The 26,349-nt window shown below is 63.6% G+C and carries 27 protein-coding genes and 1 tRNA gene; 8 read left to right on the top strand and 20 right to left on the bottom strand.

The annotated features are described in order from the left end of the window. The first annotated feature begins 151 nt into the window (after positions 1-151). On the top strand, positions 152-610 hold the full coding sequence (locus AC3WLM_RS00350) for a universal stress protein (RefSeq protein ID WP_039332326.1): 459 nt from the start codon (positions 152-154) through the stop codon (positions 608-610). On the opposite strand, the gene AC3WLM_RS00345 is transcribed toward AC3WLM_RS00350, so the two are convergent. The 9 genes from AC3WLM_RS00345 to radA form a co-directional block, all read right to left on the bottom strand. Beyond that, entirely contained in the window at positions 611-2,890 is a 2,280-nt protein-coding gene (locus AC3WLM_RS00345; RefSeq protein WP_492476210.1) for a ribonuclease R family protein, read from the bottom strand. A gap of 39 nt (positions 2,891-2,929) precedes the next feature. Then, complete coding sequence (locus AC3WLM_RS00340) at positions 2,930-4,249, bottom strand: M28 family peptidase (RefSeq protein WP_492476209.1); 1,320 nt, start codon at positions 4,247-4,249, stop codon at positions 2,930-2,932. Positions 4,250-4,329: 80 nt separating this feature from the next. Continuing rightward, positions 4,330-5,877, bottom strand: coding sequence for a proline--tRNA ligase (gene proS, locus AC3WLM_RS00335; protein WP_492476208.1), 1,548 nt, complete (start codon positions 5,875-5,877; stop codon positions 4,330-4,332). Between the two features lie 83 nt (positions 5,878-5,960). Beyond that, positions 5,961-6,512 (bottom strand): polyhydroxyalkanoate synthesis repressor PhaR, encoded by a 552-nt coding sequence (gene phaR, locus AC3WLM_RS00330; RefSeq protein WP_492476207.1) that lies wholly within the window; start codon positions 6,510-6,512, stop codon positions 5,961-5,963. 78 nt (positions 6,513-6,590) lie between these two features. Continuing rightward, positions 6,591-7,562, bottom strand: coding sequence for an alanine racemase (alr, locus tag AC3WLM_RS00325; protein WP_492478073.1), 972 nt, complete (start codon positions 7,560-7,562; stop codon positions 6,591-6,593). An 88-nt stretch (positions 7,563-7,650) separates the two neighbouring features. Continuing rightward, entirely contained in the window at positions 7,651-9,267 is a 1,617-nt protein-coding gene (locus tag AC3WLM_RS00320) for an MFS transporter (protein WP_492476206.1), read from the bottom strand. 88 nt (positions 9,268-9,355) lie between these two features. Beyond that, a complete protein-coding gene (locus tag AC3WLM_RS00315) occupies positions 9,356-9,784 on the bottom strand; it encodes an iron-sulfur cluster assembly scaffold protein (protein ID WP_492476205.1) in 429 nt (142 codons plus the stop codon). A 1-nt stretch (position 9,785) separates the two neighbouring features. Continuing rightward, positions 9,786-10,340 carry a CvpA family protein gene (locus AC3WLM_RS00310; RefSeq protein WP_492476204.1) on the bottom strand — a complete coding sequence of 185 codons (555 nt, stop codon included), beginning with the start codon at positions 10,338-10,340 and terminating at the stop codon, positions 9,786-9,788. Positions 10,341-10,352: 12 nt separating this feature from the next. Further along, the gene (gene radA, locus AC3WLM_RS00305; protein ID WP_492476203.1) at positions 10,353-11,720 is read right to left on the bottom strand and encodes a DNA repair protein RadA; all 1,368 of its coding nucleotides are present in this window, start codon (positions 11,718-11,720) and stop codon (positions 10,353-10,355) included. A gap of 119 nt (positions 11,721-11,839) precedes the next feature. Here radA and AC3WLM_RS00300 point away from each other — a divergent pair, with 119 nt between their 5' ends. Then, on the top strand, positions 11,840-12,361 hold the full coding sequence (locus AC3WLM_RS00300; protein ID WP_156135719.1) for a hypothetical protein: 522 nt from the start codon (positions 11,840-11,842) through the stop codon (positions 12,359-12,361). 4 nt (positions 12,362-12,365) lie between these two features. Here AC3WLM_RS00300 and AC3WLM_RS00295 read toward each other — a convergent pair. From AC3WLM_RS00295 to efp, 3 genes are all read right to left on the bottom strand, one after another. Continuing rightward, positions 12,366-12,449 (bottom strand) — tRNA-Leu (locus tag AC3WLM_RS00295). 40 nt (positions 12,450-12,489) lie between these two features. Next, positions 12,490-13,314 carry an inositol monophosphatase family protein gene (locus AC3WLM_RS00290; RefSeq protein WP_039332303.1) on the bottom strand — a complete coding sequence of 275 codons (825 nt, stop codon included), beginning with the start codon at positions 13,312-13,314 and terminating at the stop codon, positions 12,490-12,492. 3 nt (positions 13,315-13,317) lie between these two features. Then, complete coding sequence (gene efp / locus AC3WLM_RS00285) at positions 13,318-13,881, bottom strand: elongation factor P (RefSeq protein WP_492476202.1); 564 nt, start codon at positions 13,879-13,881, stop codon at positions 13,318-13,320. A 108-nt stretch (positions 13,882-13,989) separates the two neighbouring features. On the opposite strand from efp, the gene AC3WLM_RS00280 reads away from it, so the two are divergent. Continuing rightward, positions 13,990-14,367 (top strand): hypothetical protein, encoded by a 378-nt coding sequence (locus AC3WLM_RS00280; RefSeq protein ID WP_492476201.1) that lies wholly within the window; start codon positions 13,990-13,992, stop codon positions 14,365-14,367. Here AC3WLM_RS00280 and AC3WLM_RS00275 read toward each other — a convergent pair. The 3 genes from AC3WLM_RS00275 to thiE form a co-directional block, all read right to left on the bottom strand. Next, positions 14,359-16,311 carry an OPT family oligopeptide transporter gene (locus tag AC3WLM_RS00275; protein ID WP_062348395.1) on the bottom strand — a complete coding sequence of 651 codons (1,953 nt, stop codon included), beginning with the start codon at positions 16,309-16,311 and terminating at the stop codon, positions 14,359-14,361. The genes AC3WLM_RS00280 and AC3WLM_RS00275 overlap by 9 nt on opposite strands. A 64-nt stretch (positions 16,312-16,375) precedes the next feature. Continuing rightward, complete coding sequence (locus AC3WLM_RS00270) at positions 16,376-17,548, bottom strand: L,D-transpeptidase family protein (protein WP_492476200.1); 1,173 nt, start codon at positions 17,546-17,548, stop codon at positions 16,376-16,378. 55 nt (positions 17,549-17,603) lie between these two features. Continuing rightward, entirely contained in the window at positions 17,604-18,248 is a 645-nt protein-coding gene (thiE, locus tag AC3WLM_RS00265) for a thiamine phosphate synthase (protein ID WP_039332295.1), read from the bottom strand. Positions 18,249-18,328: 80 nt separating this feature from the next. Between thiE and AC3WLM_RS00260 the strand changes: the two genes are divergently transcribed. Beyond that, complete coding sequence (locus AC3WLM_RS00260) at positions 18,329-18,691, top strand: hypothetical protein (RefSeq protein WP_492476199.1); 363 nt, start codon at positions 18,329-18,331, stop codon at positions 18,689-18,691. Positions 18,692-18,763: 72 nt separating this feature from the next. On the opposite strand, the gene AC3WLM_RS00255 is transcribed toward AC3WLM_RS00260, so the two are convergent. From AC3WLM_RS00255 to tkt, 5 genes are all read right to left on the bottom strand, one after another. Further along, entirely contained in the window at positions 18,764-19,669 is a 906-nt protein-coding gene (locus AC3WLM_RS00255) for a fructose bisphosphate aldolase (protein ID WP_492476198.1), read from the bottom strand. Between the two features lie 175 nt (positions 19,670-19,844). Next, positions 19,845-21,032, bottom strand: coding sequence for a phosphoglycerate kinase (locus AC3WLM_RS00250; RefSeq protein WP_492476197.1), 1,188 nt, complete (start codon positions 21,030-21,032; stop codon positions 19,845-19,847). After that, positions 21,029-21,499 (bottom strand): MOSC domain-containing protein, encoded by a 471-nt coding sequence (locus AC3WLM_RS00245; protein ID WP_492476196.1) that lies wholly within the window; start codon positions 21,497-21,499, stop codon positions 21,029-21,031. Before AC3WLM_RS00245 ends, AC3WLM_RS00250 begins: the two co-directional genes overlap by 4 nt. Before the next feature lie 12 nt (positions 21,500-21,511). Further along, a complete protein-coding gene (gene gap, locus AC3WLM_RS00240; RefSeq protein ID WP_492476195.1) occupies positions 21,512-22,519 on the bottom strand; it encodes a type I glyceraldehyde-3-phosphate dehydrogenase in 1,008 nt (335 codons plus the stop codon). 21 nt (positions 22,520-22,540) lie between these two features. Then, a complete protein-coding gene (gene tkt, locus AC3WLM_RS00235; protein ID WP_492476194.1) occupies positions 22,541-24,508 on the bottom strand; it encodes a transketolase in 1,968 nt (655 codons plus the stop codon). 220 nt (positions 24,509-24,728) lie between these two features. On the opposite strand from tkt, the gene AC3WLM_RS00230 reads away from it, so the two are divergent. From AC3WLM_RS00230 to AC3WLM_RS00215, 4 genes are all read left to right on the top strand, one after another. Beyond that, positions 24,729-24,935, top strand: coding sequence for a hypothetical protein (locus tag AC3WLM_RS00230; protein ID WP_492476193.1), 207 nt, complete (start codon positions 24,729-24,731; stop codon positions 24,933-24,935). Positions 24,936-24,959: 24 nt separating this feature from the next. Beyond that, complete coding sequence (locus tag AC3WLM_RS00225) at positions 24,960-25,313, top strand: cell division protein ZapA (RefSeq protein ID WP_492476192.1); 354 nt, start codon at positions 24,960-24,962, stop codon at positions 25,311-25,313. 197 nt (positions 25,314-25,510) lie between these two features. After that, positions 25,511-26,098 (top strand): 5-formyltetrahydrofolate cyclo-ligase, encoded by a 588-nt coding sequence (locus tag AC3WLM_RS00220; RefSeq protein ID WP_193828230.1) that lies wholly within the window; start codon positions 25,511-25,513, stop codon positions 26,096-26,098. Then, positions 26,095-26,313, top strand: coding sequence for a DUF2842 domain-containing protein (locus tag AC3WLM_RS00215; protein WP_062348370.1), 219 nt, complete (start codon positions 26,095-26,097; stop codon positions 26,311-26,313). Before AC3WLM_RS00220 ends, AC3WLM_RS00215 begins: the two co-directional genes overlap by 4 nt. The last annotated feature ends 36 nt before the right edge of the window (positions 26,314-26,349 follow it).

The following is a 26,349-nucleotide window of genomic DNA, read 5'->3' as shown; positions in this document are numbered from 1 at the left end:
TGATGGCAAGCCGCAGGGAGTCCGTAGCGGAAACCTCCCCTGCACCTTTTGTCACGCCCATTTCACCAGCATGGCGCGTCGGGTCAAGTGGCTTGCCGCTTGCGCCGCATACGAATTTGCCGATACGTGTGCATCGAGAGGACAGTTCGCCATGTCGCAGCGCATATATCTGGTCATCATGGATGAGACTGACGAAGCCAAGGGAGCGCTGCGCTTTGCGGCAAGGCGCGCGGTCCGCACCGATGGCACGGTCCACATTCTTGCCCTGGTGCCGCAACAGCAGTTCGTGGCATTCGGCGGGGTACAGGCCACGATCGAGGAGGAAGCGCGCGATCGGGCGGAAGTCCTCGCCATGACTGCCGCCGGAAGCCTGGCCAGCGAGTCAGGCCTTTCTCCGCAGATCTCGGTGCGTATGGGTGACGGACCGAAAGTCGTGCGCGAATATCTGGGCGAGCACCCCGAAGTCTCCGCGCTGGTGCTGGGCGCGGCTGGAGGCGGCAATCCCGGGCCTCTCGTCAGCCACTTTGCCGGCATTGCGGGGCAGCTCCCCTGCCCGCTGATGATCGTCCCCGGCGCGATCTCCGACGAGGAAATCGACCGGTTCAGTTGATCACTTGCGCTTGCCCTGGTGCCGGATGTTCGATGGGCGACCCCGCTTGCCCGCGGTATAGTTTCCCTGCCGCCTGGGCTTGTGTTCCATCTTGCCGCCACGCCGCTCGATGCGTTGGACGCCTTCGGCAACGTCAACCGGCTCGAACTTGAGCGCCCCTGTAAGGGGGTTGGCCTCGGCAAGCCGCAGCTTGAGAATCTGCCCCATGGCAAACTCCTCGCCGCTCAGTTCACCGATCAGGCGCTGCGCCTTCTCGTCATAGTTGAAACGCTCCGCCCCGAGGGTCGATACCGGCACCAACCCATCGCCACCGAGACCGATAATGGTGGCGAACAGACCGAACTTCTGGACGCCGGTGATTCGCGTGTCGAACACTTCGCCGACCTTTCCCGAAAGCCACGCCGCGACGTAACGGTCGATGGTGTCGCGCTCGGCCTCCATCGCGCGGCGCTCGGCATTGCTGATGGCTTCGGAAACCCGCGCGAGATCGCCCCGGTCACGGTCCGATAGACCGGACGTCGGCGGCAGATCGGCCTTGGGCCGTGGCTGCTCCAGACCATAGGCGTCGACCAGCGCGCGGTGGACCAGCAAGTCCGAATACCGTCGGATCGGCGAGGTGAAGTGCGCGTAGGACCCCAGGCTCAAGCCAAAGTGCCCGGCATTGCGCGGACCGTAGTAGGCCTGCGTCTGGCTGCGTAGCACGGCCTCCATGATCAGCGCCTTTTCCGCCTCGTCGGCGATGTCCTTGAGCATGCGGTTGAAGAGCGAGGGTGTGATCACCTGCCCCAGCGAAAGCTTGCGATCGAATGTCGCCAGATAGTCCTTGAGCGCCACCAGCTTCTCGCGGCTAGGTGGTTCGTGAATGCGATAGACGACCGGAGCGACCTTTGCCTCCAGCGCCTTGGCCGCAGCAACGTTGGCCGCGATCATGAAGTCCTCGACCACCCGGTGCGCATCGAGCCGTTCGCGAATCGCGATCTCGGCGATCTTGCCCTGCTCGTCGAGCACCACGCGCCGCTCGGGCAGTTCGAGGTTCAGCGGATCGCGTGCATTGCGCGCCTTCTCCAGCAGCCGCCACGCGTCCCACAAGTTGGCGAGGTGCGCCTCGGCTTCCCCTGAATCGATGCGCCGCTGCGCTTCTTCATAGGCGATCACTTCGGCGATCCGCACGATCGCGCGGGTAAAGCGCCAATCCTTGATCCGCCCCTCGCTGTCGATCGAGAGGTGGCAAGCCATCGCGGCACGGTCTGCGCCCGATTTCAGCGAACAGACGTCTGCCGACAGCACTTCGGGCAGCATCGGCACGACGCGATCAGGAAAGTAGACCGAGTTGCCGCGCTTGCGGGCTTCACGGTCGGTCTGGCCGCCGGGACGAACGTAGAAGCTGACATCGGCAATCGCGACAAGGGCGTTGAAGCCGCCCTGTCCGTCCGGCTCGGCCCAGATGGCGTCGTCATGATCGCGCGCATCGGCCGGGTCGATCGCCACGATCGGCAGATGCCGCAGGTCTTCGCGCTTGTCTTCGCTGAGCGGCAGCTTCGCCGCCTCCTCGGCCTCACGGAGCGCGGCTTCGGGGAACACGAACGGAATGCCATGCTTGTGGATCGCGATCAGGCTGAACGCGCGCGGCGCCAGCGGATCGCCCAGCACGACAACCACCTTCATGCCTGAACGCGGTGAGCGCCCCGCAGGCTCGGCCAGCACGAGTTGCCCCGCCTCTGCGCCACCAAGGTCCGAAATCGGCACGGCATTGCGCACGCGCTTGTCGACCGGCGCGAGCCAGCCTTTGCCAGTGCCGTCAAGTTCGACGACACCCATCAACTGCTCTTCGCCGCCCTGAATCTTCTTCATCGGATGGGCGAGCCAGCCCTTCCCTGCTTCCTCAGTGCGCGCCAGAATGCGATCACCGACGCGCAGCGCAGGGCCGCGGTCCCTGGCCTTGCCCCGCGGCTCCACGACCCGCAGCCGCGGCGGCGGGCTTGCGTCCTCCGGCTGCCAGCTGTCGGGGATGGCGACAGGTTCGCCCTCATCGATTTCGACAATGCGCAACACCGTTACGCGCGGCACGCCACCCATGGCGTGGAAGGCGCTGCGGTTGCCATCGATCAGGCCTTCTTCGGCCATGTCCTTGAGCAGCGTCTTGAGCGCGATCTTCTCGGTGCCCTTCAGGCCGAAAGCCTTGGCGATCTCGCGCTTGCCCGCAGGCTCGTCCGATTGTGCAATGAAGTCCAGCACCTGCTGGCGCGTCGGGAGCCCTTGCGGAAACTTGTTCTTGGCCATTGGCGGCATGTGGTCGTTATGCCCGCCGATGGCAAGAAGTTACGGCTTGGGTAACGGGCCGAATTGACCGCCCGGTACAGCCGAAGCGATGGGACTTTCGTCTCCATCGGCAGCGACTGCACTGACGCCGAACAGCCAGTCGTCCGCGCGAACGCCAGGCAGGCTGGCTTTTGTCTCCACGGTTTCGAGCACGCGCGTCTCCCACATCGGCGCGTCGGTCCGGCGTTGCCACAGCACATAGCGCGCGGCCCCCGGCACCGGTTGCCACGCGATGTCCGTGCTGGGCTGCACTGCGCCCTTGACCACGGGCGCGGGCGGCATCGGCGTGCGCGCCAGCTTTGCCAGCGCACGCACGTTCAGTCGCGTCACCTTGGCAAGATACGGAAAATCCATCTCGTCCACAGTATCGCCGAACTTCACCCCGCCTTCGGTGCGCAAGTCCTGATGCTGGTGTTCGTAATCCTCGACCGCCACGGTGAAGCGGATCGCGGGGTAGCCCTTGTCGGAAAAAGGCAACTGGTCCCCGCCCCGGCCGAGCCGGTCAGCCCGCCAGATCTGCCGCACCGCCAGCCCGGCATCATCCTTATCCGCCAGCTTGGCAATCCAGCGCGAGATATTGCGTGATGGACTGTCATTCTCGCCCCCATAACGGCGCATCTGGGCGCGGAGGGCGTCGGTCGCATCGGCGCGAGGGCCTTCGGACAGGACGCGCACGTGTGCATCGTCCCTGTAGCCGTCGGACCCAGTCGAGCCGCCGACGATATCGTTGTTGAGCACGGCCTTCACGGTCCAGCCCTGCTGCGCCGCATAGTCCGCCAGCAGCTTGCCGCCGAGCAGCCCCTGCTCTTCGCCCGACAGCGCAGCATAGACGATCGTGGCGGGGAACTTCTCCTTTGACAGCACACGCGCAGCTTCGATTACCAGCGCAGTGCCCGAGCCGTCGTCGTTAGCGCCCGGCGCATCCTTCGTCGCGTCGAGCACGTCCGACACGCGGCTGTCGATGTGCGCCTGCACGATGACAACCTCGCTGGGACGTTCGGTACCGCGCTGGATGGCCACCACATTGACGAGACGGGTCGGCACCGGGACACGGTCACCGCTCACCACCGTTTCCGGCAGGACGATCTCCAGGCAGTTGCCGCAAGCGGCCGAACTCTTGCGAAACTCCGCTTCGGCCCATTTACGCGCCGCACCGATCCCCCGCTCGGGGTCGGTCTGCGACGACAGCGTATGGCGCGTGCCGAAGCTGACGAGCTTCTCCACATCGGCCCGCAGCCGTGCCTCGGAGATAGCGTCCTCGGGCGCGGCCAGAACTGCAGACGAATACAGGAACGGGACGAGGTAAAGCGCGTGTCTCATGCGGCCGAGACTAGCGCCACGACCGGCAGCGCCAAGGGGCCCTGACAAAAAGGGCGGCAGTTCCCTGCCACCCTTGTTGATCAATAAGCCCTGGCGATCAGGATCTTCTCGACCGCCGGTTCGCCGGTGAACGGACAAACCCCATCCGGCTTCCGGGCATCGAGGGGCGTGTTGCGGATCGTCAGCTTGAGCGCCTTCAACTGCTCGACAACCTTGTCCAGCGCGGCACCGGTCGGCTTGCTCCAGCCCATTTCGACCCAGCCGGGATACTTGTTACCCTCGGCGAAGTAGGTCTTCAGGCCGTCAAGATCCGTCACGTCGCGCACGATCTGCGCATCGCGGCGCTGGCGCGCCTCCTCGTAGAGGGAATTCTGGATCGCCTCGAGCTCTACCGCAGCCGAGGCGATGAAATCCTCCCTGGCCTGCCCGATGAAGTTCGGCTTGGCGTCCTCGCGCCACAGCCGGTCACGGCGTAGCGCCGAAACCTGCCCGCCCTCTGCGTCCCGACCGCCGATCTCCAGAATCAGCGGCACGCCGCGCTTGACCCAGGCCCAGCGCTTCTGCGTGGCCTTACCCGGACGCTTGTCGAGCAGGACGCGCACACGCTCGCCGAAGGCAGACTGGCTGGCCAGCGCCTTGCGGATCTCTTCGCAGTAGGCAAGCAGCGCTTCGTCCCCATCGTTGTCGCGCAGCATCGGCAGGATCACGATCTGCTGCGGCGCCACCTGCGGTGGGACGCGAAGGCCGTCGTCGTCGCCATGTGTCATGATCACGCCGCCGATCAGGCGCGTCGAAACGCCCCATGACGTGGTGTGCGCCAGCGCCTGCTGGCCCTCCTTGTCCTGATAACGGATGCCCGCGGCCTGCGCGAAGGTCGTGCCCAGGTAATGCGAAGTGCCGGCCTGCAGCGCCTTGCCGTCCTGCATCATGGCCTCGATCGAGAAAGTCTCGACCGCGCCGGGGAAGCGTTCGTTCTCGGGCTTCGGCCCGGCGATGACCGGCATCGCCAGCGGACCTTCGGCAAAGGCGCGATACATCTCGAGCGCGCGCAGCGTCTCCTTCATCGCGTCAGCCTCGTCGGCGTGCGCGGTGTGGCCCTCCTGCCAGAGGAACTCGCTGGTGCGCAGGAACATGCGGGTGCGCATTTCCCAGCGCACGACGTTGGCCCACTGATTGACCATCAGCGGGAGATCGCGCCACGATTGGACCCAGCGCGCCATCGCCGCGCCGATCACCGTTTCCGAGGTCGGACGAACAACCAGCGGCTCTTCCAGCTTGGCTTCGGGATCGGGCGTCAGTCCGCCCTTGCCATCAGAAATCAGGCGGTGGTGCGTGACGACCGCCATTTCCTTGGCGAAGCCTTCGACGTGTTCGGCTTCCTTGGCGAAGTAGGACAGCGGGATGAACAGGGGGAAGTAGCAGTTCTCGACGCCCGCTTCCTTGATCTCGGCGTCCATCAGCTTCTGGATGCGTTCCCAGATGCCGTAGCCCCATGGCTTGATCACCATGCAGCCGCGCACGCCGGATTCCTCGGCAAGCTCGGCCTCGGAAATCACGGCCTGATACCACTGGGCGAAGTCGTCAGCGCGCTTGACGTTGAGCGCGTGCTTGATTGCGGGCTTGTTCATGAGGCAGCGCGTTAAAGCGCAAAAGCGCTTCCCGCAATGCCGTCATCAGCTCAAAATGACGGAAAGGCGGGAAGGAAAACCGCTTACTTGGAAAGCTCGTCGAGCTTCTTCTGCATGTCGGCCATCTGCTTGCGCAGGACGTCCAGGTCGTCGCCCTCGGCAACGGGGGTACTATCGTCCTTGGTGGCCGCGCCGGGAACGAAAGCGGCGGCAGCAGCCTTAAACATTTCCATGTTACGCTGTGCGATCTGGGCGAGCGGATTGGCGCCGATGCTTTCCTCGATCGCCTTGCGCATCTTGGCCTGGTTCTCGCGGAAATGTTCCATCGAGGCTTCTAGATAGCCGGGCAGGAATGCCTGCATCGAATTGCCATACATGGAGATGAGCTGTCGCAGGAAATTGGTCGGCAGCATCTGCTCGCCGGCGGACTCCTCCTCCATGATGATCTGGGTCAGAATCGCGTGCGTCAGATCCGCACCCGTCTTGGCATCGATCACCTGAAAGTCGACATTGTCCTTAACCATCTGAGCAAGATGGTCGAGCGTGATGTAGCTTGAGGTACTGGTGTTGTAGAGGCGACGGTTTGCGTACTTTTTGATTATAACCGTGCCGCCGGACTTGGACTCACTGGCCATGGTTTGGGCCCCCACTGCGACGTTGCTTAGTATTAGCATGTGCAGCATGTGCGGCGCAACAAATCTTAACAACCCCAGTCAGAATCCGTTTTGGCGCGAGAAGCGCTTGCCCATCAATGTCAGCAATTCGTATTGCGAAAGCCCGCTTTGCGCGGCTGCAGCAGGGAGCTGGTAGTCCGCGGTTAACCATTCACCCTCATGGCAATCGGGCATTTCCGCCAGATCCACGATCGTCAGGTCCATCGAGACACGCCCCAGGACCCGAGCCTTTCGGTCCTGCCAAAGAAACGTGCCGATGCAGGACCAGCATCGCAGGTATCCGTCGGCATAACCGAGCGAGATGATCCCGATCCGCATCGGCTGATCGGCAGTGAACAGTGCGTTGTAGCCCACCCTGTCGCCCGCCCGCAGTGTCCGAGTCTGCAGCAGCGCCGCTTCGGGCCGGACGACCGGTCGGATGTGCGGCGCCAGTTCGGGTCTGGCGATGCCGCCATAAAGCGCAAGCCCGGGCCGGGTCAGGTCGGCGTGATAGCCCTTGCCGAGCGCTATGCCGGCGCTGTTGGCGAGGCTGTAACGCCGGGCCGGGATGCTGCGGCGGACGTCCTCGAACAACTGCAGCTGAGATTCGTTCTGCGATACGTCCTCGTCCGCACTGGCCAGATGGCTCATGCACAGGTCGATCTGAAGTGCAGTGATCGCGGGATCGCCAATCTGACCAAGCGGCACGCCGAGACGGTTCATCCCGGTATCGACCATCAGGTGGCAAGGGCCTCCTCCGCCACTGCTCCAACGCCGCGCCTGCTCCAGGCTGTTGATGACAGGACGAACACCTGTTGCCCTTGCAAACTCGCTTTCTTCGCCGGTCAAGGGACCATGAAGCACTGCTATGGATGCAGCGGGCACGTAAGGCAGTATCTCTGCCGCTTCAGTCCAGTGCGCCACGAAGAAGGTGCCGCAGCCTGCTGCGGCAAGCACCGGGACCACCCGCGCCGCGCCTACCCCGTAGGCATCAGCCTTGACCGCGGCACCAGCGCTCGCGCGGCCGGACAGGGCATCAAGCGCGCGCCAGTTGGCGGCGAGCGCTTCGGCATCGAAGCCGAGACGGAGCGTCGGGGCTGGCGGGGCAGGAAAGGTGATGTCAGTCGTCCGTGAAATCAGCGGGCAGTCCAGGCTTCAAGCCCCACAGGGAGACCAGAAACGCAACGAGGACGATCACCCAGGTGTACCACAAACCGGCATAGGGATCGCCGGTTCGGGCGACGATGTAGCTCGAAATCAGCGGCAGGAAACCCCCGAAATATCCTGTGCCAAGATGATAGGGGATCGACATCGAACTGTAACGGATCCGCGGCGGGAACATCTCGGACAGGAGGGCGGCGACCGGGCCGTACGTGGCGCCGGACATCGCCATGAGCAGCAGCAGCGCGGCGAGGATGAGGGCAAGACGGAGTGGCGAAGGCTTAACCTTGGCAAAATCATAGCCGAAGGCTGCCAGTTCGCTCTGGAGTGCCTGCGCCCTTACCGTTGCCTTTTCAGTCCATGGATAGTCCGCGAGAGTTAGCGCTTCGCCTCCGACAGTTACGGCAAAGTTGCCCTTCTGCTCCAGAGAGTAGGAAATCCCCGAGGCGGATAGATCGGAAAGCAGCTTTCCGCACTTGCTTGTCTGTTCGCCCTGGAACGGACTGTAATCACACTCCGCGCCGGACACGAGCACAGGACTTCTTTGCGCTGCTGCAGCAAGCTCCGGATTGGCGGCCGACCCTAGAAGCCAGAACGTGGGGAAGAGCAGCAGGAGAGTGACGGCATAGCCGATCACGATCGGCTTCTTGCGCCCGATCCGGTCTGAAAGTGCGCCGGCCATAAGGTAGAACGCCATGCCGATCGCTCCGCCTATGCCGACGATGACCTCCGCCCAGGTGTCGTCAAGTCGCATCGCGGACTTGAGAAACGCAAGGCTGGAAAACATCGCGGTATACCAGATAACGGTCAGACCAGCGGCGATGCCGAACAGCGCGATGAAGATGCGGCGCTTGTTACCTGGATAGGCAAAGCTCTCGACGAAGGGATTGCTTGCCAGCTCTCCCTGCTCCTTCATCGCCTTGAAGACAGGGCTTTCCGAAAGCTTGAGGCGCATCCACAACGATACCGCAAGCAGCGCAAGGCTGACCAGGAACGGCACGCGCCAGCCCCAGGAATTCCACACCGCCTCGCTCATCACGCTCTTGCTCGTCAGGACCACGATGAGGCTGAGTACGAATCCGCCGACCACGCTGGCCTGGATATAGCTGGTGTAATAGCCACGGCGACCACCCGGTGCATGTTCTGCCACGTAAACCGCAGCGCCGCCGTATTCACCACCAAGCGCAAGGCCCTGGAGGACTCGCAGAAGAATGACGATTGCGGGGGCGACAAGGCCGATGCTGTCAGCCGAGGGAATAAGGCCGACGCCTGCGGTGGCGATACCCATGAGCGTCACGGTAACGAGGAATGTGTACTTGCGGCCCAGCTTGTCACCCAGGAAGCCGAACAGCACGGCGCCCAGAGGACGAAAGCCGAAGCCGACGGCGAACCCTGCCCACACCAGTAGCAGCTGGAGCGTTGCGTTGTCGGATGGGAAGAACGTCTTGCCGATGATCGCGGCAAGCGTGCCGTAGATGAAGAAATCGTACCACTCGAACACGGTACCCGCCGAACTGGCAGCGATCACCAGCCTGATGTCGGAAGCGCTCGGCTCCACCGCGGCCCCGTGTTTCATGGTATCTGGCACTCGATTTCCCCCGCGTCACTCTTATCGGAGGGCGCTGTAGCCAAGCGGCGTCGCCTGCCGCAAGCCCCGCATTCGATCAGGGAAGGACATGCTCCGGCAGAGCATCAAGTGCGGCATCCCATGCGAGCAGTATCGCGGCGTGGCGAGCGGGATAGGCGAGCGCCGGATTGAGCAAGTGGATGCCCGGCCACTCAGGCTGGTTGCCCTCCCCCGCCAGCCATGCCGCCAGCGTCACCCGTGCCCGTTCAATGTCGGATCGGGAGCGGCCAGCAGCCTGCTCGGCAAAGACCGCAGCCGCTGCCTGGCCAACTGCGCAGGCGTGCGGGCGAACGCCGACTGCCTCTATGGCGCCAGTATCGTCCGTGCGAAGCGAAAGTTCGATCGAACTGCCACAACTGCGTGACCTGGCCGCGCCGTGATACGGCGCATCCGGCACCCACGGATACTGTGCCAAAACCATGGCCTGGCCCAGGATGTCGGGCGTGTAGAGCCCGCGCGTGGTCATTCTATTCGCCCAGCAACTGCTTGCGCGCCTTGCGCCTGGCAACTTCACGGGCCTGATCGGCAGCCTCTTCACGGCGCTCCGAAATCAGTGTCAGCAATTCTTCGCTTGCGGCATTGAGGAAGGGATAGGCGCGCGACTGCACGATCCACTCCGGACGCCCATCCTCACCCCAGACGAGATCATAGCCGAAGACGATGATCGAATAGCCCAGCACGACGATGATGAAGCCCTTGACCGCGCCGAACCCGAAACCCAGCACGCGATCAATCGGTCCAATCGCCGAATCCCGACTGGCAGCCCCCATCCGACGCGCAATAATCCGCGTGAGAAGATAGGGGAGCAACAGCAGCAGGAAGAATGCGAGGACCCCGGCGCCAGTCTCGGTCGGCAGATGGCCGGCCAGCCAAAGCGTCAGCGGTGCGTGGAAATAATGCACTGCCAGCAAGGCAATGCACCACGCGGCCAGCGAGAGCACTTCCTCGATGAAGCCACGTATGAATCCCCCGACGGCACCGATGCCCAGGAAGATCAGGACGACATAATCAAGACCGGTCATTGCGCCGCGAGCCTATGAGCCGCCCATTATGCGGTCAATGAGATTTGGCAGCAGCTTGAGCGGGGAGTAGCGCAGACCGTCGACCTTTTCCGCGCCTGCTTCGGGTCCGCAGCCGAGGCTGAAACCCAGCTTGGCCGCTTCGCGCAGGCGAACGGGTGTGTGGGCCACCGGCCGGACCTCGCCAGCCAGCGAGACCTCCCCGAACCAGATCGAAGCCGCCGGCAAGGGACGGTCCGACAAGGCTGAGATCAGCGCTGCGGCCACGGCAAGATCAGCGGCCGGGTCGGTCAGGCGGTAACCGCCGGCGACATTGAGATAGACTTCGGCCGTCGAAAAGCTCAAGCCGCATCGGGCTTCGAGCACCGCCAGCAACATTGCAAGCCGGCCACTGTCCCACCCGACCACGGCGCGCCGCGGGGTGGCCCCGCTCGCGAGTCGGACCGTGAGCGCCTGTATTTCAACCAGCACCGGCCTCGTGCCTTCAAGTGCCGGGAAGACTGCGCTGCCCGCGACCTGATCCTCGCGCCCGGAAAGAAACAGCATCGAGGGATTGCCGACCTCTTCCAGCCCTGCCCCGGCCATTGCGAAGACGCCGATCTCGTCCACGGCGCCGAAGCGGTTCTTGATTGCGCGAAGGATGCGATACTGGTGGCTGCGCTCCCCTTCGAAGCTCATGACCACATCGACCATGTGTTCGAGCACGCGCGGGCCCGCGATCGAGCCGTCCTTGGTAACGTGGCCGACCAGCACCAGCGAGACGCCGGTTTCCTTGGCATAGCGGATAAGTTCGAACGCGCAGCCGCGTACCTGGCTGACCGTGCCCGGTGCACCTTCGATCTGGTCCGAATGCATCGTCTGGATCGAATCGATCACCAGCAGCGAGGGCGGGTTCATCGATCCCAGCGTGGTCAGAATGTCCCGCACCGATGTAGCCGAAGCCAGTTGGATCGGCGCCTTGCCGAGGCCGAGGCGGTCAGCCCGCAGACGAACCTGATCCGACGCTTCTTCGCCGCTGATGTAGACTGCCTCGCCACCGGCCATCGCGATCTTCGCCGCCGCCTGAAGGAGCAAGGTTGACTTGCCGATGCCCGGATCACCGCCCATCAGGACAGCACAACCGGGCACAAGCCCGCCGCCCAGTGCCCGATCGAACTCGGCAATGCCTGTGGACCGGCGCACCGGAAGCGCGACCGGCGCATTGAGCGGCACGAAGGCAACGCGGCGGCCGCCACTCGACAGGTCATGCTTGGCCGAGAAGATCGTTTCCGGAGCTTCTTCGATCAGCGTGTTCCATTCGCTGCAATCGACACATTGCCCCTGCCAGCGGGTGGTGACGCTGCCACAGGCCTGGCAGACAAAGCGACGTTTGGGTTTGGCCATGGATTGCGATTACCAGAACATAGGCGGAACGCAAGCGCATCTCCGCCATTTCCGTAGCTCTTTGCTAACCATGCTGTGGGGCATCATCCTTAACGGCGCATCAGGTATGTCCCTTAGCCATGGCCGCGCCGTCTGATCATTTTCTTGGTATCCAGCCCCGCATGTACCGCCACTTTGCGGTACTCACCGTTGCCCTGTCGACCGTGATTGCCGTGTTCGCCAACGGCGATGCGCAGGAGGCGATGGCGCAGGCCGACCGTCATGCCGAGCGCCAGGCTGCCAAGGCGCGGAGCGGCAAGGCCAAGTTGGTGGACAACCGCTCCAGCCAGCGCAAGTCGTCCTCGGGACAGGCCGGCTTCAATGGCCAGTTCGGCGCGCCCATGGATGGCAGCGGGATGTCGGACGGCAACAGCAGCATCATTCCCGAGGGAATGACGACCGCGCCCGGCACGATCATCATCGAGGTTGACCAGGCTGCACTTGCCCGGATGACTCCTGCGCAACGCGCAGCCTATCTGCGGAAACTTGAGGAAGAACGGAAGAAGCGCCTCGAACAGGGGCAGATGACGCCGACGCCCGAGCAGGTCAGCGCGCTTGCCGCGCAATCGGCGCTGCGATCCGGATCGGATGCTGTCGATTAGGGAATGGTGCCCCTGGCCCGACTCGAACGGGCACGTATTTCTACAAACGATTTTGAGTCGTTCGCGTCTACCATTCCGCCACAGGGGCACTGGACGGCACCGGCCTTAGCCAGCGCCGTCCTGCAACGTCAAGCGTTACGGAGTGCGCCAACGAGAAGCTTGTGGAGCTTCGAGTGCAGCGCATCGTTGCCGGCGAGGATCGTCTCGTCGCAGATCGGGTGCGAGCGCCCCTTGTAATCGGACACGAAACCGCCGGCTTCGCGCACGAGAAGGCAACCTGCTGCCGTATCCCAGGGATAGAGGCCGGATTCCCAGAACCCGTCGAAACGGCCCGCTGCGACCCAGGCAAGGTCGAGCGAGGCGACGCCGAAACGGCGGATACCGGCAATGCGGGGGCCCAACTCGCTGTAGATGCGAATCCATTCACCCATGTCACCCCGGCCGGAGAACGGAATGCCAGTGGCAATCAGCGCCTCGTCGAGATGGCGACGCGCCGAAACGCGCAACCGGCGGTCCTGCAGCCATGCACCTTGCGACTTTTCGGCCCAGAAGCTTTCGTCGGTGATCGGCTGATAGACGAGCGCTGCGGTGACTTCGCCCCAGCCCTTCCCGTCCAGCGTGGGTTCCTGCACGGCGATCGAGATCGCGAAATGCGGAATGCCATGGAGGAAATTGCTGGTGCCGTCGAGCGGATCGATGATGAAGCGCGGCTTGCCCGGCTCACCGGCGATCTCACCACCTTCTTCCATCAGGAAGCCCCAGCCCGGACGTGCCGCGCGCAGTTCATCCCACAGCGTGCGTTCGGCGTGCTGGTCGGCCTTCGAGACGAAGTCCGCCGGGCCCTTCTTGCTGACCTGAAGATGCTCGATCTCGCCGAAGTCGCGGCGCAGGCGGCCACCCGCCTTGCGCGCCGCGCGTTCCATCACGCGCATCAGGCCGGAAATGGCTGCCATCGATCAGTTCGCCTTGCCGACGTAGCTGCGCTCATACACGTCGACGACGATGCGCGTGCCGCTCTCGATGTGCGGCGGCACCATCACACGCACGCCATTGTCGAGGATGGCGGGCTTGTACGACGAAGAGGCGGTCTGGCCCTTCACCACGGCGTCGGCTTCGACGATGGTGGCTTCCACCTGTTCCGGCAGCTGCACCGAGATCGGGCGCTCGTCATACATTTCGAGAAGTACGGTCATGCCATCCTGCAGGAACGCCGCGGCATCGCCGAGCAGATCCTTGGACAGGTTGATCTGGTCGTAGGTCTCGACGTCCATGAACACCAGGTCCTCGCCCTCGGCGTAAAGGAACTGGAAGTCCTTGGTGTCGAGGCGGACGCGCTCGACAGTGTCGGCGCTGCGGAAGCGGACGTTGGTCTTGCGGCCGTCGATGAGGTTCTTCATCTCGACCTGCATGAAGGCGCCGCCCTTGCCGGGCTGGGTATGCTGGGTCTTGGCGACCTTCCAGATGCCCTTTTCGTATTCCAGGATATTGCCCGGACGGATGTCCACGCCGCTGATCTTCATGATGGAAAGAGCCTTACCGTGAGTAGGGAAGCGCGGCCCTTAGCGGTTCGGGCCCAAAGCTTCAAGCGCGATTGCCCAACGCTGCTGCCACGTGCTAGCGCAACGAGCATGAAGCGCATGGTTGTTTTCGCAGTCGGAGTTCTCGGTCTTGCTGGCGTTGCCCAGGCGGTGCCGGGCGGCAGGCTGATGGTCCTGCCCAAGGGCGGCTGGACTTGCGAAGTGCCGGGCGATGCCGCGGTGCTTCCGGTCGAGAAGCCTGAACTGGGGTTCAAGACGATCCCGGATTCGAGCTATATCACACCTGATGGATCGCGCGGCACCTATCTGCGCCTGGCAGACCGGGTGACGATCACCAGCGGCGTGTTCGCCGGCCGCCGCTTCCAGATGGACGGCGAGGAAATCCTGCGCGAACTGGCGACGGACGATACGCAACTCAACCTGCGTTGCGTTCATGCCGGGCCGGTCAACCTCTCTACCTCAGGCTGATCCCACGGCACTGTCACGCCGCATGCGCCAGTAGGCGTAGGCGATGATGCTCCCGAACGCGATCACGCCGAATGGCAGCGCGCCCGGGAAGTCCTCGACCACAGCCAGGGCATCGGGATTGTCGGTAGCCGCGACGATTGCGGCGTAGGCAATGTTGAACAGGCTGTCACCGACGATCAGGCCGGTGGCGGTGAGGACGCCCATGCGCTCGGCAAATTCGGGCGCGGACTGGCGGGCGGCCCATCCATTGTAAAGGTGGCCAAGTACCGCGCCAAGGATCACCATCGCCGTGACCGAGGTTGGCAGGTACATGCCCATGCCGACAGCGAGCGGCGGGAGCGAGCGGTTGCCGGTACGCTTCAGAATCTCGTCGACGAAGATAACGCCCACGCCGATCGCGGCGCCGAGGCCGACGAGGTTCCAGTCAAGATTGCCGCCGAGCACCCCTTGGGCAATGGCGGAGATCAGCGACGCCTGCGGGGCCGAAAGCGCGTTCTCGCCTGCGCCTGGCGCTCCCTGGAAGCCGAAGGTTGAGTTGAGCAGGTCTAGGATCGGCGGGATCACGAGTGCCCCGAACAGCACGCCCAACACGAGAGCGACCTGCTGACGCCACGGCGTTGCGCCGACGAGCTGGCCGGTCTTGAGGTCCTGCAGGTTGTCGTTGGAGATCGTCGCAACGCCGAACACGATGGCGGTGACGAACAGGGCGAAGGCGACCAGCGCCTTGGTGTCATCCTCGCCCAGGCCTCGTCCGAACAGGCCAAGGAGAAGGAGCGAGATGCCAAGCGCGGCGAGGATTCCAACGCCGGAAATCGGGCTGTTCGACGCGCCGATCAGGCCGGCCATGTAACCGCAGACCGAGGCGATGATGATGCCGGCGACGAGTACGTAGATTACCGACGCGATCAGCGATAGCCCGAGCGCGGCCGCGACCGGGCCTCCGGTGGCGAAGTCTGCCAGCAGCAGGGCAATCGGGATCATCGCCGCAATGATGGTTCCTCCCACGATGCCGATGGGAATGTCACGCTCGGTCAGGTCAAGGCTGCCCATCCCGGCACCGCTGCGGGCGCGGTTGGCAGCGATGGCCGCAGTCACCCCCTTCACGATCGGGCCAATCACACGGAGCAGCGTCCAGATCGCTGCGACACCGATCGTGCCAGCGCCGATGAAGCGGATCTTCTGGCGGAAAACCGTGCCGACGAATTCGGACAGTTCGGTTCCGGCCGGAATCCCGCCTGCCGTCAGTTGTGGAAGCAGAATGCCGAAGCTGATCACAATACCGACGAGCATGGCGATACCGACGGCAAGTCCAACGAGGTGGCCAACGCCGACCAGGGCGAGCGACAGTCCACCGGTCAACATCGAGCCGCCGGTTCCGACCTTGAACGCCCCGCCCACTTCCTCGACGGCCAGCTTCATCTTGGCGAGCAACGGGTAGAGCGCAGCGAGGAGCCCTCCTGCAGTCACTGCAGCAAGACCCTTCCGGTTCTCCTCCGCGCCACCGACCCCTGCCCCCACCTTGAGAACTTCAGCGGCGGCAACGCCTTCGGGATAGGGAAGGTCGGACCCGGTCACCAAGGCTCGGCGCAGCGGCACCGAGTACATCACGCCGAGGATGCCGCCGACGGCAATGACTGCGACCGACTCCCAGTAGGGAAAGTCTGCCCACCAACCGACCATGACGAGGCCGGGGAGTACGAACACGATCGCCGATAGCGTGCCCGCCGAACTCGCAATCGTCTGGACGATGTTGTTCTCCTGGATGGTTGCGCCCGAAAACGCACGCAGAACAGCCATCGAGATCACAGCCGCAGGGATTGAAGTCGCGAACGTCAGGCCGATACGCAAGCCAAGGTAGACGTTGGCGGCCGTGAACACGATCGTCAGGATCGCGCCCAGCACCACGCCACGAAGTGTCAGTTCCCTTGGGACCATGCCGCTCATTTCCGCTCCATCCGGTGTAACAGGTGGCCTGTCTTGCACGATGAAGCACGCATGGGAAGCGGCATCAGCTTACAAACGAAACCTTCGTCGCACCCGTTACCATCTGCGCAAGCCGGGCTGCGTCCCAGTTCGTCAGGCGAACGCAGCCGTGGCTTTCAGTGCGTCCGATGGTCTGCGGCTCAGGGGTGCCGTGGATGCCATAGTGCTCCTTGGAAAGGTCGATCCAGACAACGCCCACGGGGCCGTTCGGTCCGGGCGGAAGGAGATGTTCACCCTTGCTGTCGGGCACGTCCCAGAACAGGCTGGCGTCGTAGGAGAACTCGGGGTTGTAGGACGTTCCGTTGATCTTCCAGTCGCCAAGCGGCAGAGGATCATGGGAGGAGCCGGTTGTCACTGTGAAGACGGCCACCAGCTTGTCCGACTTGTCGTAGGCTTCAAGAGTTCCCTTGGACTTGCTGACGACGATGCGCGCAGCTTCAGGCTGAGCGTCGCTGACGCCAAGCATGGCCAGTGTCGAAAGCCAGCCCTTGTTATCGACCATGCCGGGATCAAGGCGGTCGCCACCGGTGTTAGGCACGCGAAGCTGCATTCCGGCGCGGTACGGTTCGACCGGGGGTGTGTCGGCTGTGGGCGGGTTGCGAGTCTGGCGCTCTTTCATTGAAGCTTCGCGCGCTGCTGCTTCTTGCGCCAGGGCGGGATTCAATCCCCGCAACACCTCTGGCGTGGTATGAAAGCGCTCGGCCAGCTTCTCCTCGAGCGATGTGTAGCCGATTTCCGAAAGCTTGGCCTGCTGCGCCGGGTCCTTGGGCAGCGGTGCATAGCGGCCTGCGGCGAACTCTTCGGGAATCGTGACGACGCGTGTTGCCGCAATATTCGACCAGCGCGACAGGGCCTTCATCGTGGCATCATCGAACTTGCCAGTCACAGGCAGGTCGTTTGCCTTCTGGAAACCGCTCACGGCATTTGTCGTCGATAGGCCGGTCTTGCCGTCGATGATGCCGGGCGAGAACCCGAGCCGTTCCAAAACTACTTGCGCCTGCATGACCGGACGCGCCGCGTCTTCCTGTTGTGGCGGCTGACCCGGGGCGGGATCGTTCGACGCCATGGGAACCGCGAACGCAGGCGTACTTGCCACCGTCTCGCTCGGGGCTGGTTCAGGCTTGTTCGAATTGCAGGCGCTGAGGCTCAGGGCACTCAGTACGAGTAAGGACGACGCGGCTAGGTTGAAACGGGACATTGGCGCTCCGGAGACATTTCCTCTCCAGAACCCCCTGCCCTTGCCGCCGGTTCCGTCAGCTATCCTCGTTCAGTCGCGGATTTGCCCGGATGGCGTCGAAGAAAGCTGCCACGTTGGCCACTTCGTCGCCACCCCACACCGCATTGCTGACCGCCAGGAAGTCAGCGCCGGCCTGTATCAGCGGCGCGCAATTCTGGGGCGTGATTCCTCCGATCGCAACGCACGGCAGCTCGAAGATCGACTGCCACCATTCGAGGAGGTCGAGTCCGGCGACGTGCTTGGTGTCCTTGGTGCTGGAAGGAAAGAAGGCGCCGAAGGCAACATAGTCCGCCCCCGCCTCGCCCGCGTCCATGGCGAGATGCCGGCTGTCGTGGCAGGTAACGCCAATCTGCGCATTACGGCCTAGGCGGTCGCGGGCGTCCTTCACGTCACCATCATCTTGCCCAAGATGCACGCCGTCGGCACCGAGACGCTTGGCCAGGCTGATCGAATCGTTGACGATGAAAGCCACGTCACGGTCCGCGCAGATGCGCTGGAGCGGCTCGGCAAGGCGCGCAGCCTCGTGCTCGTCCACGTCCTTCACCCGGAACTGGAATGCGGCCACCGGCCCTGCATCAAGGGCGCGCACGAGCCTGTCAGGAAAAGTGCCCGCAACATCGAGGGGCGAGATCAGGTAGAGTTCGGAGGAAAGCTTTGCCATGGCGCGCGCCTTATCGGTTAGCCGCCGCTGCTGCAACTTCGGTTCCGGAACGGTTCATCCGGCGGGAGCATTGTCGGGGGATGACCAAAGCCTTCCTTGCCCTTGTCCCTGCGGTTGCTCTTGCCGCCTGCGCCACCACCACGAAACCAGAACGCACCGATGGGAACGCGATGGTTGGCCAGACAACGCTCGTCGGCTCCGACAAGGTCCGCGTCGATTCGCTGATCGAAGACAGCCGTTGTCCGATGAATGCGCGTTGCATCTGGGCTGGCCGCGTGATCGTCGAAGCAACCCTGCAGCGCGGCGGCACGTTCGAGACCAGGCGCTTCACTCTTGGTGAGCCGACCGACGGGATCATGCTCGATACAGTCGAGCCGGGCCGTCTTGCAGGCAAGAAGCTGAAGCCATCGGACTACCTGTTTCACTTCAGCGTCGCGCGATAACACCGCACAATAAAACACCCCGCCCCGGCTGTGCCGGTGACGGGGTGGCCTTTCCGTCCTCTCAAACGGTAATCAGGCGGCGATGAGAGTCTTCTGCGTCGAGCCGGTATAGATTTCGTCGATTGCCGCAGCGAGCGAAGCGTCGAATTCCGCGTCGGTCATCTGGTGACGCAAGTCTTCAAGCAGGGCGCGGCTGAAGCTGGCGATGATGCCGGTGTTCTTGGCAAGCTCGACGCAAGCCTCGGGACGCTTGTATCCGCCCGACAGGGCCACCACGCGAAGCACTTTGGGGTGCGCGACGAGCGGGTCGAACGTGCACGGCACGATCGGCAGCGACAGCTTGAGCATCACCTGCGTGCCTTCGGGCAGGGCATCGAGGTTCTTGAGGATTTCTTCCAGCAGGATCGCGTCGCACTCGGCGCGGGTCTCGCTCTTGATGTTTACCTCAGGCTCGATGATCGGCATCATGCCGTGGCTGAGCACTTGATTGCCGACTTCGAACTGCTGCGCAACCACGGCAGCAATGCCTTCGCGGTTGGCCGAGTTGATGACCGAGCGTTCCTTGGTGCCATAGACGCCCAGAGCCTTCGAACGGGTCAGCAGGTCGTCAAGTGTCGGCATCGGCTTCATCAGCTGGACGCCGTTTGCCTCGTCCTCGAGGCCCTTGTCGATCTTGATGAAGGGTACGACGCCCTTTTCGATCAGCGCCTGCGGAACCGACTTGCCATCAACCGTGCCGTCCATCGTACGCTCGAACAGGATGGCGCCGATGACCTTCTCACCCGAAAAAGCATCCGAACGAATGATGCGGGCGCGCATTTGGTGGATCAGGCCGAACATTTCCTCTTCCGAGGCCCACGCGCCTTCTTCGATGCCATAGCCCTTGAGAGCCTTCGGCGTCGAACCGCCCGACTGGTCAAGTGCGGCAATGAAGCCGTTGCCGGAGGCCATCTTCGCGGTCATTTCGGTCGTGTTCATCAGCGGGTCCTGTTCCTTGCAGAAACGGCGGAATTCCGTCTCCGCATACCTATGCGTAAAAGCGCTTTTGAAAGACGCTCCCGAAGATCCAAGAGCGTCTGAAATGGCGCATACCTATGCGGTTATGCGCCATAAAGGAGCGCGTGCCGCAGTGCAACACGCGCTCCGGAATTTTTTAGCGTTCGAGGGCTGCCACGCCCGGCAGTTCCTTGCCTTCCATCCATTCGAGGAACGCACCGCCGGCCGTCGATATGTAGCTGAAATCGGCGGCAACACCGGCGTGGTTGAGCGCGGCCACAGTGTCTCCACCACCGGCAACAGAAACCAGCGACCCTTCCTTTGTCAGCGCAGCGGCCGTCTTGGCCAGAGCGACAGTGGCCGCATCGAACGGCTCGGTCTCGAACGCGCCCATCGGACCGTTCCACACCAGCGTACGGCAGGTCTTCAACGCGTCGCCCAGAGCCTCGACGGCGGCAGGCCCCACGTCGAGGATCATCTCATCCTCGGCAACCTCATGGACGTTGCAGGTACGCAAGCTGGCTGGGTTGGCCGCGAATTCCTTGGACACAACCACGTCGTAGGGCAGGTGGACAGTGCAGCCCGCCTTGTCGGCATTGTCGAGGATTTGCTCGGCGGTGTTGGTCAGGTCGTGTTCGCACAGCGACTTGCCGACATTGACCCCGCGCGCGGCGAGGAAGGTATTGGCCATGCCACCACCGATGATCAGGTGATCGACCTTGGTCACAAGATGCTTGAGCACGTCGAGCTTGGTCGAGACCTTGGCACCGCCGACAACGGCCGCGACCGGACGTTCCGGCTCGCCCAAGGCCTTCTGCAGAGCCTTGAGTTCGGCCTCCATGGCGCGACCAGCGTAAGCGGGCAGCACGTGGGCCAGGCCTTCGGTCGAGGCGTGGGCGCGGTGTGCAGCCGAGAAGGCATCGTTGACGTAGATATCGCCGAGGCTGGCGAAGCGCTCGATCACAGCCGGATCGTTCTTCTCCTCGCCGCCGAAGAAGCGGGTATTTTCAAGCACCGCGATAGCCCCCGGCGCAAGTGCCGCGACCGCAGCCTTGTCGCCTTCCCAGTCGATGTAGCTGACCGGGCGGCCCAGCACGTGAGACAATGGCTCTGCCAGCTTCTTCAGCGAGAATTCTTCCGAAGGCTGCCCCTTCGGACGGCCGAAATGCGCCAGCACCAGAACCTTGGCGCCCTTGTCCGATAGCTCGTTCAGCGTGGCAACGGTGGCGCGAAGGCGCGTGTCGTCGCTCACCACGCCGCCCTGCATCGGCACGTTGAGGTCCTCGCGAACCAGCACGGTCTTGCCGGTCAGATCGCCGATATCGTCCAGAGTCTTGAAGCTCATTCCTCGATCCTCACTTCGTCGCCGACGGCAATTTCGCCATCGCTGATCACCCGGCCGAGCACCCCGCCGCGCCAGTCAGGCATCAGCGCAAGTTTCAGGCCGGGCAGTATTTGGTCCATGCGGCTGCACGGGTCGCATTCGCAGGTTGTCTCGATCCGCAGGCTCTTGCCAATGGCGATGACCTTCCCAGCCTCGCGGGGCAAGCGGATGCCACGGACCAGCAGGTTCGCTCGGCGCACGTGCCAGGGAAGCATTTCATCTGCGGTCAGCTTGAGGTCCGCCAGAGCGGCATCCCAGCTTTCGGCTTCGATCAGCGAGACCTGCCTGCGACCGGATTTGCCGGGACGGATTGCCCCGCGCAGGTCACCGCGAACACCAAGTTCGCGCGTGACGGAAACGTGATCGAGCGTCTCGATAGGCCCGCGCGGCCGGTCATGCCGTGCAATGCCTCCGAGACGCCCGCTCATCGCGTCAGTTCCTCAGAGGAACTTCGCCATTGCGCCCGCGGTGTCGAGCATGCGGTTGGAGAAGCCCCACTCGTTATCGTACCACGACAGGACGCGAACCAGCTTGCCTTCAAGCACGGCGGTCTCGAGGCTGTCGATGGTCGACGAGTGCGGATCGTGGTTGAAGTCGATCGAGACCAGCGGCTCTTCCGTGTAGCCCAGCACGCCCTTCAGCGCACCTTCGGCAGCGGCCTTGAGCAGCCCGTTGACTTCTTCGACGGTGGTGTCGCGCTTCGGCGTGAAGGTCAGGTCAACGACCGAGACGTTCGGGGTCGGGACGCGGATCGACGAACCGTCGAGCTTGCCCTTGAGATCGGGCAGAACTTCACCCACGGCAACGGCGGCGCCGGTGCTGGTCGGGATCATGTTCATGGCAGCGGCACGGGCACGACGCGGGTCCTTGTGGATCTGGTCGAGAATCTTCTGGTCGTTGGTGTACGAGTGGATCGTGGTCATCAGGCCACGCTCGATGCCGATCGATTCATGCAGGACCTTGGCCAACGGCGCGAGGCAGTTGGTGGTGCATGAGGCGTTCGAGACGATCAGGTGGTCGCCGGTCAGCTTGTCGTGGTTCACGCCATAGACGACCGTCAGGTCGACACCCTTGGCCGGTGCCGAGATGAGCACGCGCTTCGCACCAGCGTCGAGGTGCTTCTGGCCGCCGGCGCGATCGGTGAAGAAACCGGTGCATTCCAGCGCGATGTCGATGCCGTTGGCGGCGTGAGGCAGGTTGGCCGGGTCCTTCTCGGCCGTTACCTGAATGCGCTTGCCATCGACGATCAGATCGTTGCCGTCGACCGAAACGTCGCCCGCGAACGCGCCGTGGACGCTGTCGCGCTTGAACAGCAGGGCGTTGGCCTTGGCATCGGCCAGGTCGTTGATCGAGACCAGCTCAAGGCCGCAATCGGGCCGTTCGAGGATGGCGCGGGCGACGTTGCGCCCGATGCGTCCGAAACCGTTGATTGCAACCTTGATCGCCATGTCAGGTATCTCCTGTTTGAATTACGAAACCCGCGAGAGGATCTGCGGGACAATCTTTTCGGCGGTGAGGCCGAAGTGATCATAGAGGGCGTCGATCGGAGCCGAAGCGCCGAAGGTATCGATGCCGATCGACAGGCCATCACCGACATACTTCTGCCAGCCAAGAGTGACGCCAGCCTCGATCGAGACCTTGAGCGCGTCGGCAGGCAGGAGGTCTGCCTTGTGGGCGGCGTCCTGTTCGTCGAACAGTTCCCAGCACGGAACCGAGACAACGTCGGCGCCGAGGCCCTTTTCTTCCAGAGCTGCAGCAACCTTCATCGCCACTTCGACTTCGGAGCCGGTTGCCAGCAGCACGACCTTGCGTGCGGCCGAGGACGAGACGAGACGATAGGCGCCCTTGGCACTCTTCATTTCGGCGTCGAAGCGGATTGGCGGCAGGTTCTGGCGGGTCAGCGCGAGGACCGACGGGCGATCCTTGTTGGCCAGCGCCAGGGCCCACGCTTCCGCCGTTTCGATGGCGTCGGCCGGGCGGAACACCAGCAAGTTCGGAATCATGCGCAGGCTCATGACATGCTCGACCGGCTGATGGGTCGGGCCGTCTTCGCCAAGGCCGATCGAATCGTGGGTGAACACGTAGATCGCGCGAACGTGCTGCAGGGCCGACATGCGCACGGCGTTGCGGCAATAGTCGGAAAACACCAGGAAGGTGCCGCCGTAGGGAATGATTCCTCCGTGCAGCGCCATGCCGTTCATCGCGGCGGCCATGCCGAACTCGCGGATGCCGTAGTAGACATAGCGGCCGTCGTAGCTTTCGGGCGTGAACGGGGCGGTCGATTTGGTCTTGGTGTTGTTCGAACCGGTAAGGTCCGCCGAACCACCGACCATCTCGGACACGTTTGCAGTGAACGCCTCGAGCGCCATTTCGCTGGACTTGCGGGTCGCAACCTTGGGCGGGGTGGCGATCAGCGACTGGATGTAGGCATCGAAACCTGTATCGGCCGGAAGGTCACCTGCCATGCGGCGGGCGAGTTCGGCGGACTGCGGGTTGGCCGCAGCGCGCTTTTCCCACTCGGCGCGAGCGGCCTTGCCGGCTTCTGCCGACGTGCGCCAGTTGGCAAGGATATCTGCCGGGATTTCGAACGGCGCCGAAGTCCAACCAAGATATTCGCGGGCGGCGGCGATTTCGTCAGCGCCGAGCGGCGCGCCGTGAACGTTGTGGCCACCCTGCTTGTTGGGCGCACCTTTGCCGATCACCGTACGGCAGGCGACCAGCGACGGACGCGGATCTGCCTTGGCTTCGGCAAGGGCGCGGGCGATGTCGGCAAAGTCATGACCGTCGCACGAGGTCACGTGCCAGCCTGAAGCAGTGTAGCGTCTAAGGATGTCTTCGGTGGTCGACAGCGACGTGTCGCCATCGATGGTGATCTTGTTGTCGTCCCACAGGACATTTAGGCGGCCGAGCTTGAGCGTCCCGGCAAGGCCCACGGCTTCGTGGTTGATGCCTTCCATGAGGCACCCGTCACCGGCGACAACCCAGGTGTGGTGGTCGACCAGGTCATCACCGAACTGCGCGTTGAGATGACGCTCGGCCATCGCGAAGCCGACGGCCATGGCAAGGCCCTGCCCCAGCGGGCCGGTGGTGCATTCGACGCCCGGGATCAGGAAGTTCTCGGGGTGACCGGCGCAGACGCTGTCGATCTGGCGGAACTTGCGGATGTCCTCCATCGTCGGGCTTTCGTAGCCAGTCAGGTGAAGGAGCGCATAGATCAGCATCGAGCCGTGACCGGCCGACAGGATGAAGCGGTCACGGTCGGACCACTTCGGCGCGGCAGGATCGTGCTTCAGGAACTGCGTCCACAGCACCGTCGCCACGTCGGCCATGCCCATGGGCATGCCGGGGTGACCGGAATTGGCTGCCTGAACCGCGTCCATGGCAAGCGCACGGATCGCGTTGGCCATGGGAGCCAGCGCGGTGGAATCGCGTGTCATGCTGAAAAAGCCCTTCCCTGCGAGCGGCCGAACGGCTGTGGCCGCATGAATCCGGTGATTCGGAGCGGGGTCTCTTTGGTCACCATGGGGCCAAGGGTCAAGGCTGGCAGGGCGGCTTCTTTATTGCAGATGCACAATATGAGCTTCTGCGCCCGACTTTCCCCGGCGCAGTCCTGCCATGGTGTTGCGCGTCCATGCGATTGTGCTAGCGTGCCAAGCCATGGCGACGGAAGCACTCGGCGCCGCTCTGGACCGGCTTGAGCAGGCGCTCGTGCGGGTCGAAGGAGTGGTCGCGCAACAGGGAACCACAGGGGCTGCAGCGGGCGAAGAGCTGGCGCTGCTCAAGGTTCGTCATCGACGCCTGAAGGACACGGTCGCCCAGGAATTGCGACAGCTTGATCTGTTGCTGGCAGGTCTTCCGAAATGAGCCCCCGATCATGAGCCCCCTGTCATGAGCAACGTCAGTCTACCGATCGGCGGCCGCAACTTCGCGGTGTCCTGCGCTGACGGCGAGGAAGCCCATATCGAGATGCTCGGCCGCATGGTCGACGAGCGTGCTCGCAAGATCGGTGGCCAGCAAAGCGAGACGCGGATGCTTCTGTTCGCGGCATTGATGATGGCAGACGAGCTGCACGAAGCGCACAACGGCGCTCCTGCCCCTGATGCCGCACAACCGGTAACGCCCGCTCCCGCCTCGATCGAAAGCACGGAAATCGACCCTGCAATGGTCGATCGCGTCAACGCATTGGCAGAACGCATCGAAAAACTCGCTGCCGCCCTTGAGCAAGGGCCGGTCAGCGCCTAACTAGGTCGTGACGGGATCTGCCCGGCACGAGCCGCATGAACATCCCTGAGGCTATAAGCAATCCAAGGGGGCTGCCCCTGTCTGGGATCCTGGTCCCGGGCAAGCGGTCCCCACCTGACGTCGAGGCGTCAGAGGATTTTCCGAGCAAACGACCCATGGTGGGCCCGTCACCCCCTCCTTTCTGTCCGGAGCACCTTGTGGAAGCCAAGAATGCGTTGCGCACCGAATTTAGAGCGCGGCGCAATGCCCACGTCGCAGCGCTCGATGCCCGCGTGAAGGCGCTGATGTTCCGCCGGCCGCCCTCGCCCGTCATGGCGATGGTACCGGAAGGCGCGACCGTCGGGATCTATCTCGCCGGCCCGGCAGAGGCACCGGCAACCGCCTACGCGCAGGTGCTGCATGAGGCCGGTCACAAGATCGCACTGCCGTGGTTTGCCGACCGCTCGTCGCCGATGGTGTTTCGCGAGTGGAGTTCGCCGTGGGTGGACGAACTGCTCGCGCCCGGACCGTGGAAGGGCATAGTCCAACCAGCAGAGGATGCCGCAGAGGTTGTGCCCGAAGTGCTTTTCGTGCCCCTGGTTGCTTTCAGCGCCGATGGTGGGCGCCTTGGCCAGGGCGGCGGTCATTACGACCGCTGGCTTGAAGCGCATCCGTCCACCCTTCCCATCGGCCTTGCCTGGGACTGCCAGCTGGTCGAGCACCTGCCCCGCGAGGCGCATGACGCCCCGCTGCATGCCGTGGTAACGCCGACGCGAATCTATGGTCCGTGGGAGCGCCAAAGGTGAGGGAAGATTACAAGCCGACCTGGCGCAAGCCCATTGGCATTCTCGGTCTGGTCCTGGGCCTGATCGTTTATGCGTTGGGCGTCGCTGCTTTGTCCGGCGTCATCGGGCAATGGCACGTCCTGCTGCAGACCCTTGCCTACATCGTGCTTGGAACCGTCTGGCTCCTGCCGCTGCGGCGCTTCCTGATCTGGATGGAAACCGGCCGCTGGGGTTGAGCGCAAAGGTTGCTGGACAGTGCAACGCGATTCCTT

This window comes from Novosphingobium sp. FW305-C-30-35, assembly GCF_058783135.1.
Note: the sequence above shows the minus strand (reverse complement) of the source record. Positions and strands in the feature narration are given on the sequence as shown.

Bases quoted from the DNA above. Each gene is read 5' to 3' on its own strand.
- thiE (WP_039332295.1), bottom strand. From the start codon at position 18,248: ATGGCAAAGCTTTCCTCCGAACTCTACCTGATCTCGCCCCTCGATGTT.
- AC3WLM_RS00315 (WP_492476205.1), bottom strand. From the start codon at position 9,784: ATGACCACGCGCGGGCTCTACACGCCCGACATCCTGGGCCAGGCCATG.
- AC3WLM_RS00280 (WP_492476201.1), top strand. From the start codon at position 13,990: ATGAAGCGCATGGTTGTTTTCGCAGTCGGAGTTCTCGGTCTTGCTGGC.
- phaR (WP_492476207.1), bottom strand. From the start codon at position 6,512: ATGGCCAGTGAGTCCAAGTCCGGCGGCACGGTTATAATCAAAAAGTAC.
- AC3WLM_RS00255 (WP_492476198.1), bottom strand. From the start codon at position 19,669: ATGAACACGACCGAAATGACCGCGAAGATGGCCTCCGGCAACGGCTTC.
- AC3WLM_RS00340 (WP_492476209.1), bottom strand. From the start codon at position 4,249: ATGAGACACGCGCTTTACCTCGTCCCGTTCCTGTATTCGTCTGCAGTT.
- AC3WLM_RS00250 (WP_492476197.1), bottom strand. From the start codon at position 21,032: ATGAGCTTCAAGACTCTGGACGATATCGGCGATCTGACCGGCAAGACC.
- AC3WLM_RS00320 (WP_492476206.1), bottom strand. From the start codon at position 9,267: ATGAAACACGGGGCCGCGGTGGAGCCGAGCGCTTCCGACATCAGGCTG.
- radA (WP_492476203.1), bottom strand. From the start codon at position 11,720: ATGGCCAAACCCAAACGTCGCTTTGTCTGCCAGGCCTGTGGCAGCGTC.
- AC3WLM_RS00225 (WP_492476192.1), top strand. From the start codon at position 24,960: ATGAGCAACGTCAGTCTACCGATCGGCGGCCGCAACTTCGCGGTGTCC.
- AC3WLM_RS00350 (WP_039332326.1), top strand. From the start codon at position 152: ATGTCGCAGCGCATATATCTGGTCATCATGGATGAGACTGACGAAGCC.
- proS (WP_492476208.1), bottom strand. From the start codon at position 5,877: ATGAACAAGCCCGCAATCAAGCACGCGCTCAACGTCAAGCGCGCTGAC.
- gap (WP_492476195.1), bottom strand. From the start codon at position 22,519: ATGGCGATCAAGGTTGCAATCAACGGTTTCGGACGCATCGGGCGCAAC.
- AC3WLM_RS00345 (WP_492476210.1), bottom strand. From the start codon at position 2,890: ATGGCCAAGAACAAGTTTCCGCAAGGGCTCCCGACGCGCCAGCAGGTG.
- AC3WLM_RS00245 (WP_492476196.1), bottom strand. From the start codon at position 21,499: ATGAGCGGGCGTCTCGGAGGCATTGCACGGCATGACCGGCCGCGCGGG.
- AC3WLM_RS00290 (WP_039332303.1), bottom strand. From the start codon at position 13,314: ATGGCAGCCATTTCCGGCCTGATGCGCGTGATGGAACGCGCGGCGCGC.
- tkt (WP_492476194.1), bottom strand. From the start codon at position 24,508: ATGACACGCGATTCCACCGCGCTGGCTCCCATGGCCAACGCGATCCGT.
- AC3WLM_RS00310 (WP_492476204.1), bottom strand. From the start codon at position 10,340: ATGACCGGTCTTGATTATGTCGTCCTGATCTTCCTGGGCATCGGTGCC.
- AC3WLM_RS00230 (WP_492476193.1), top strand. From the start codon at position 24,729: ATGGCGACGGAAGCACTCGGCGCCGCTCTGGACCGGCTTGAGCAGGCG.
- AC3WLM_RS00275 (WP_062348395.1), bottom strand. From the start codon at position 16,311: ATGAGCGGCATGGTCCCAAGGGAACTGACACTTCGTGGCGTGGTGCTG.
- efp (WP_492476202.1), bottom strand. From the start codon at position 13,881: ATGAAGATCAGCGGCGTGGACATCCGTCCGGGCAATATCCTGGAATAC.
- AC3WLM_RS00270 (WP_492476200.1), bottom strand. From the start codon at position 17,548: ATGTCCCGTTTCAACCTAGCCGCGTCGTCCTTACTCGTACTGAGTGCC.
- AC3WLM_RS00300 (WP_156135719.1), top strand. From the start codon at position 11,840: ATGGCCGCGCCGTCTGATCATTTTCTTGGTATCCAGCCCCGCATGTAC.
- AC3WLM_RS00260 (WP_492476199.1), top strand. From the start codon at position 18,329: ATGACCAAAGCCTTCCTTGCCCTTGTCCCTGCGGTTGCTCTTGCCGCC.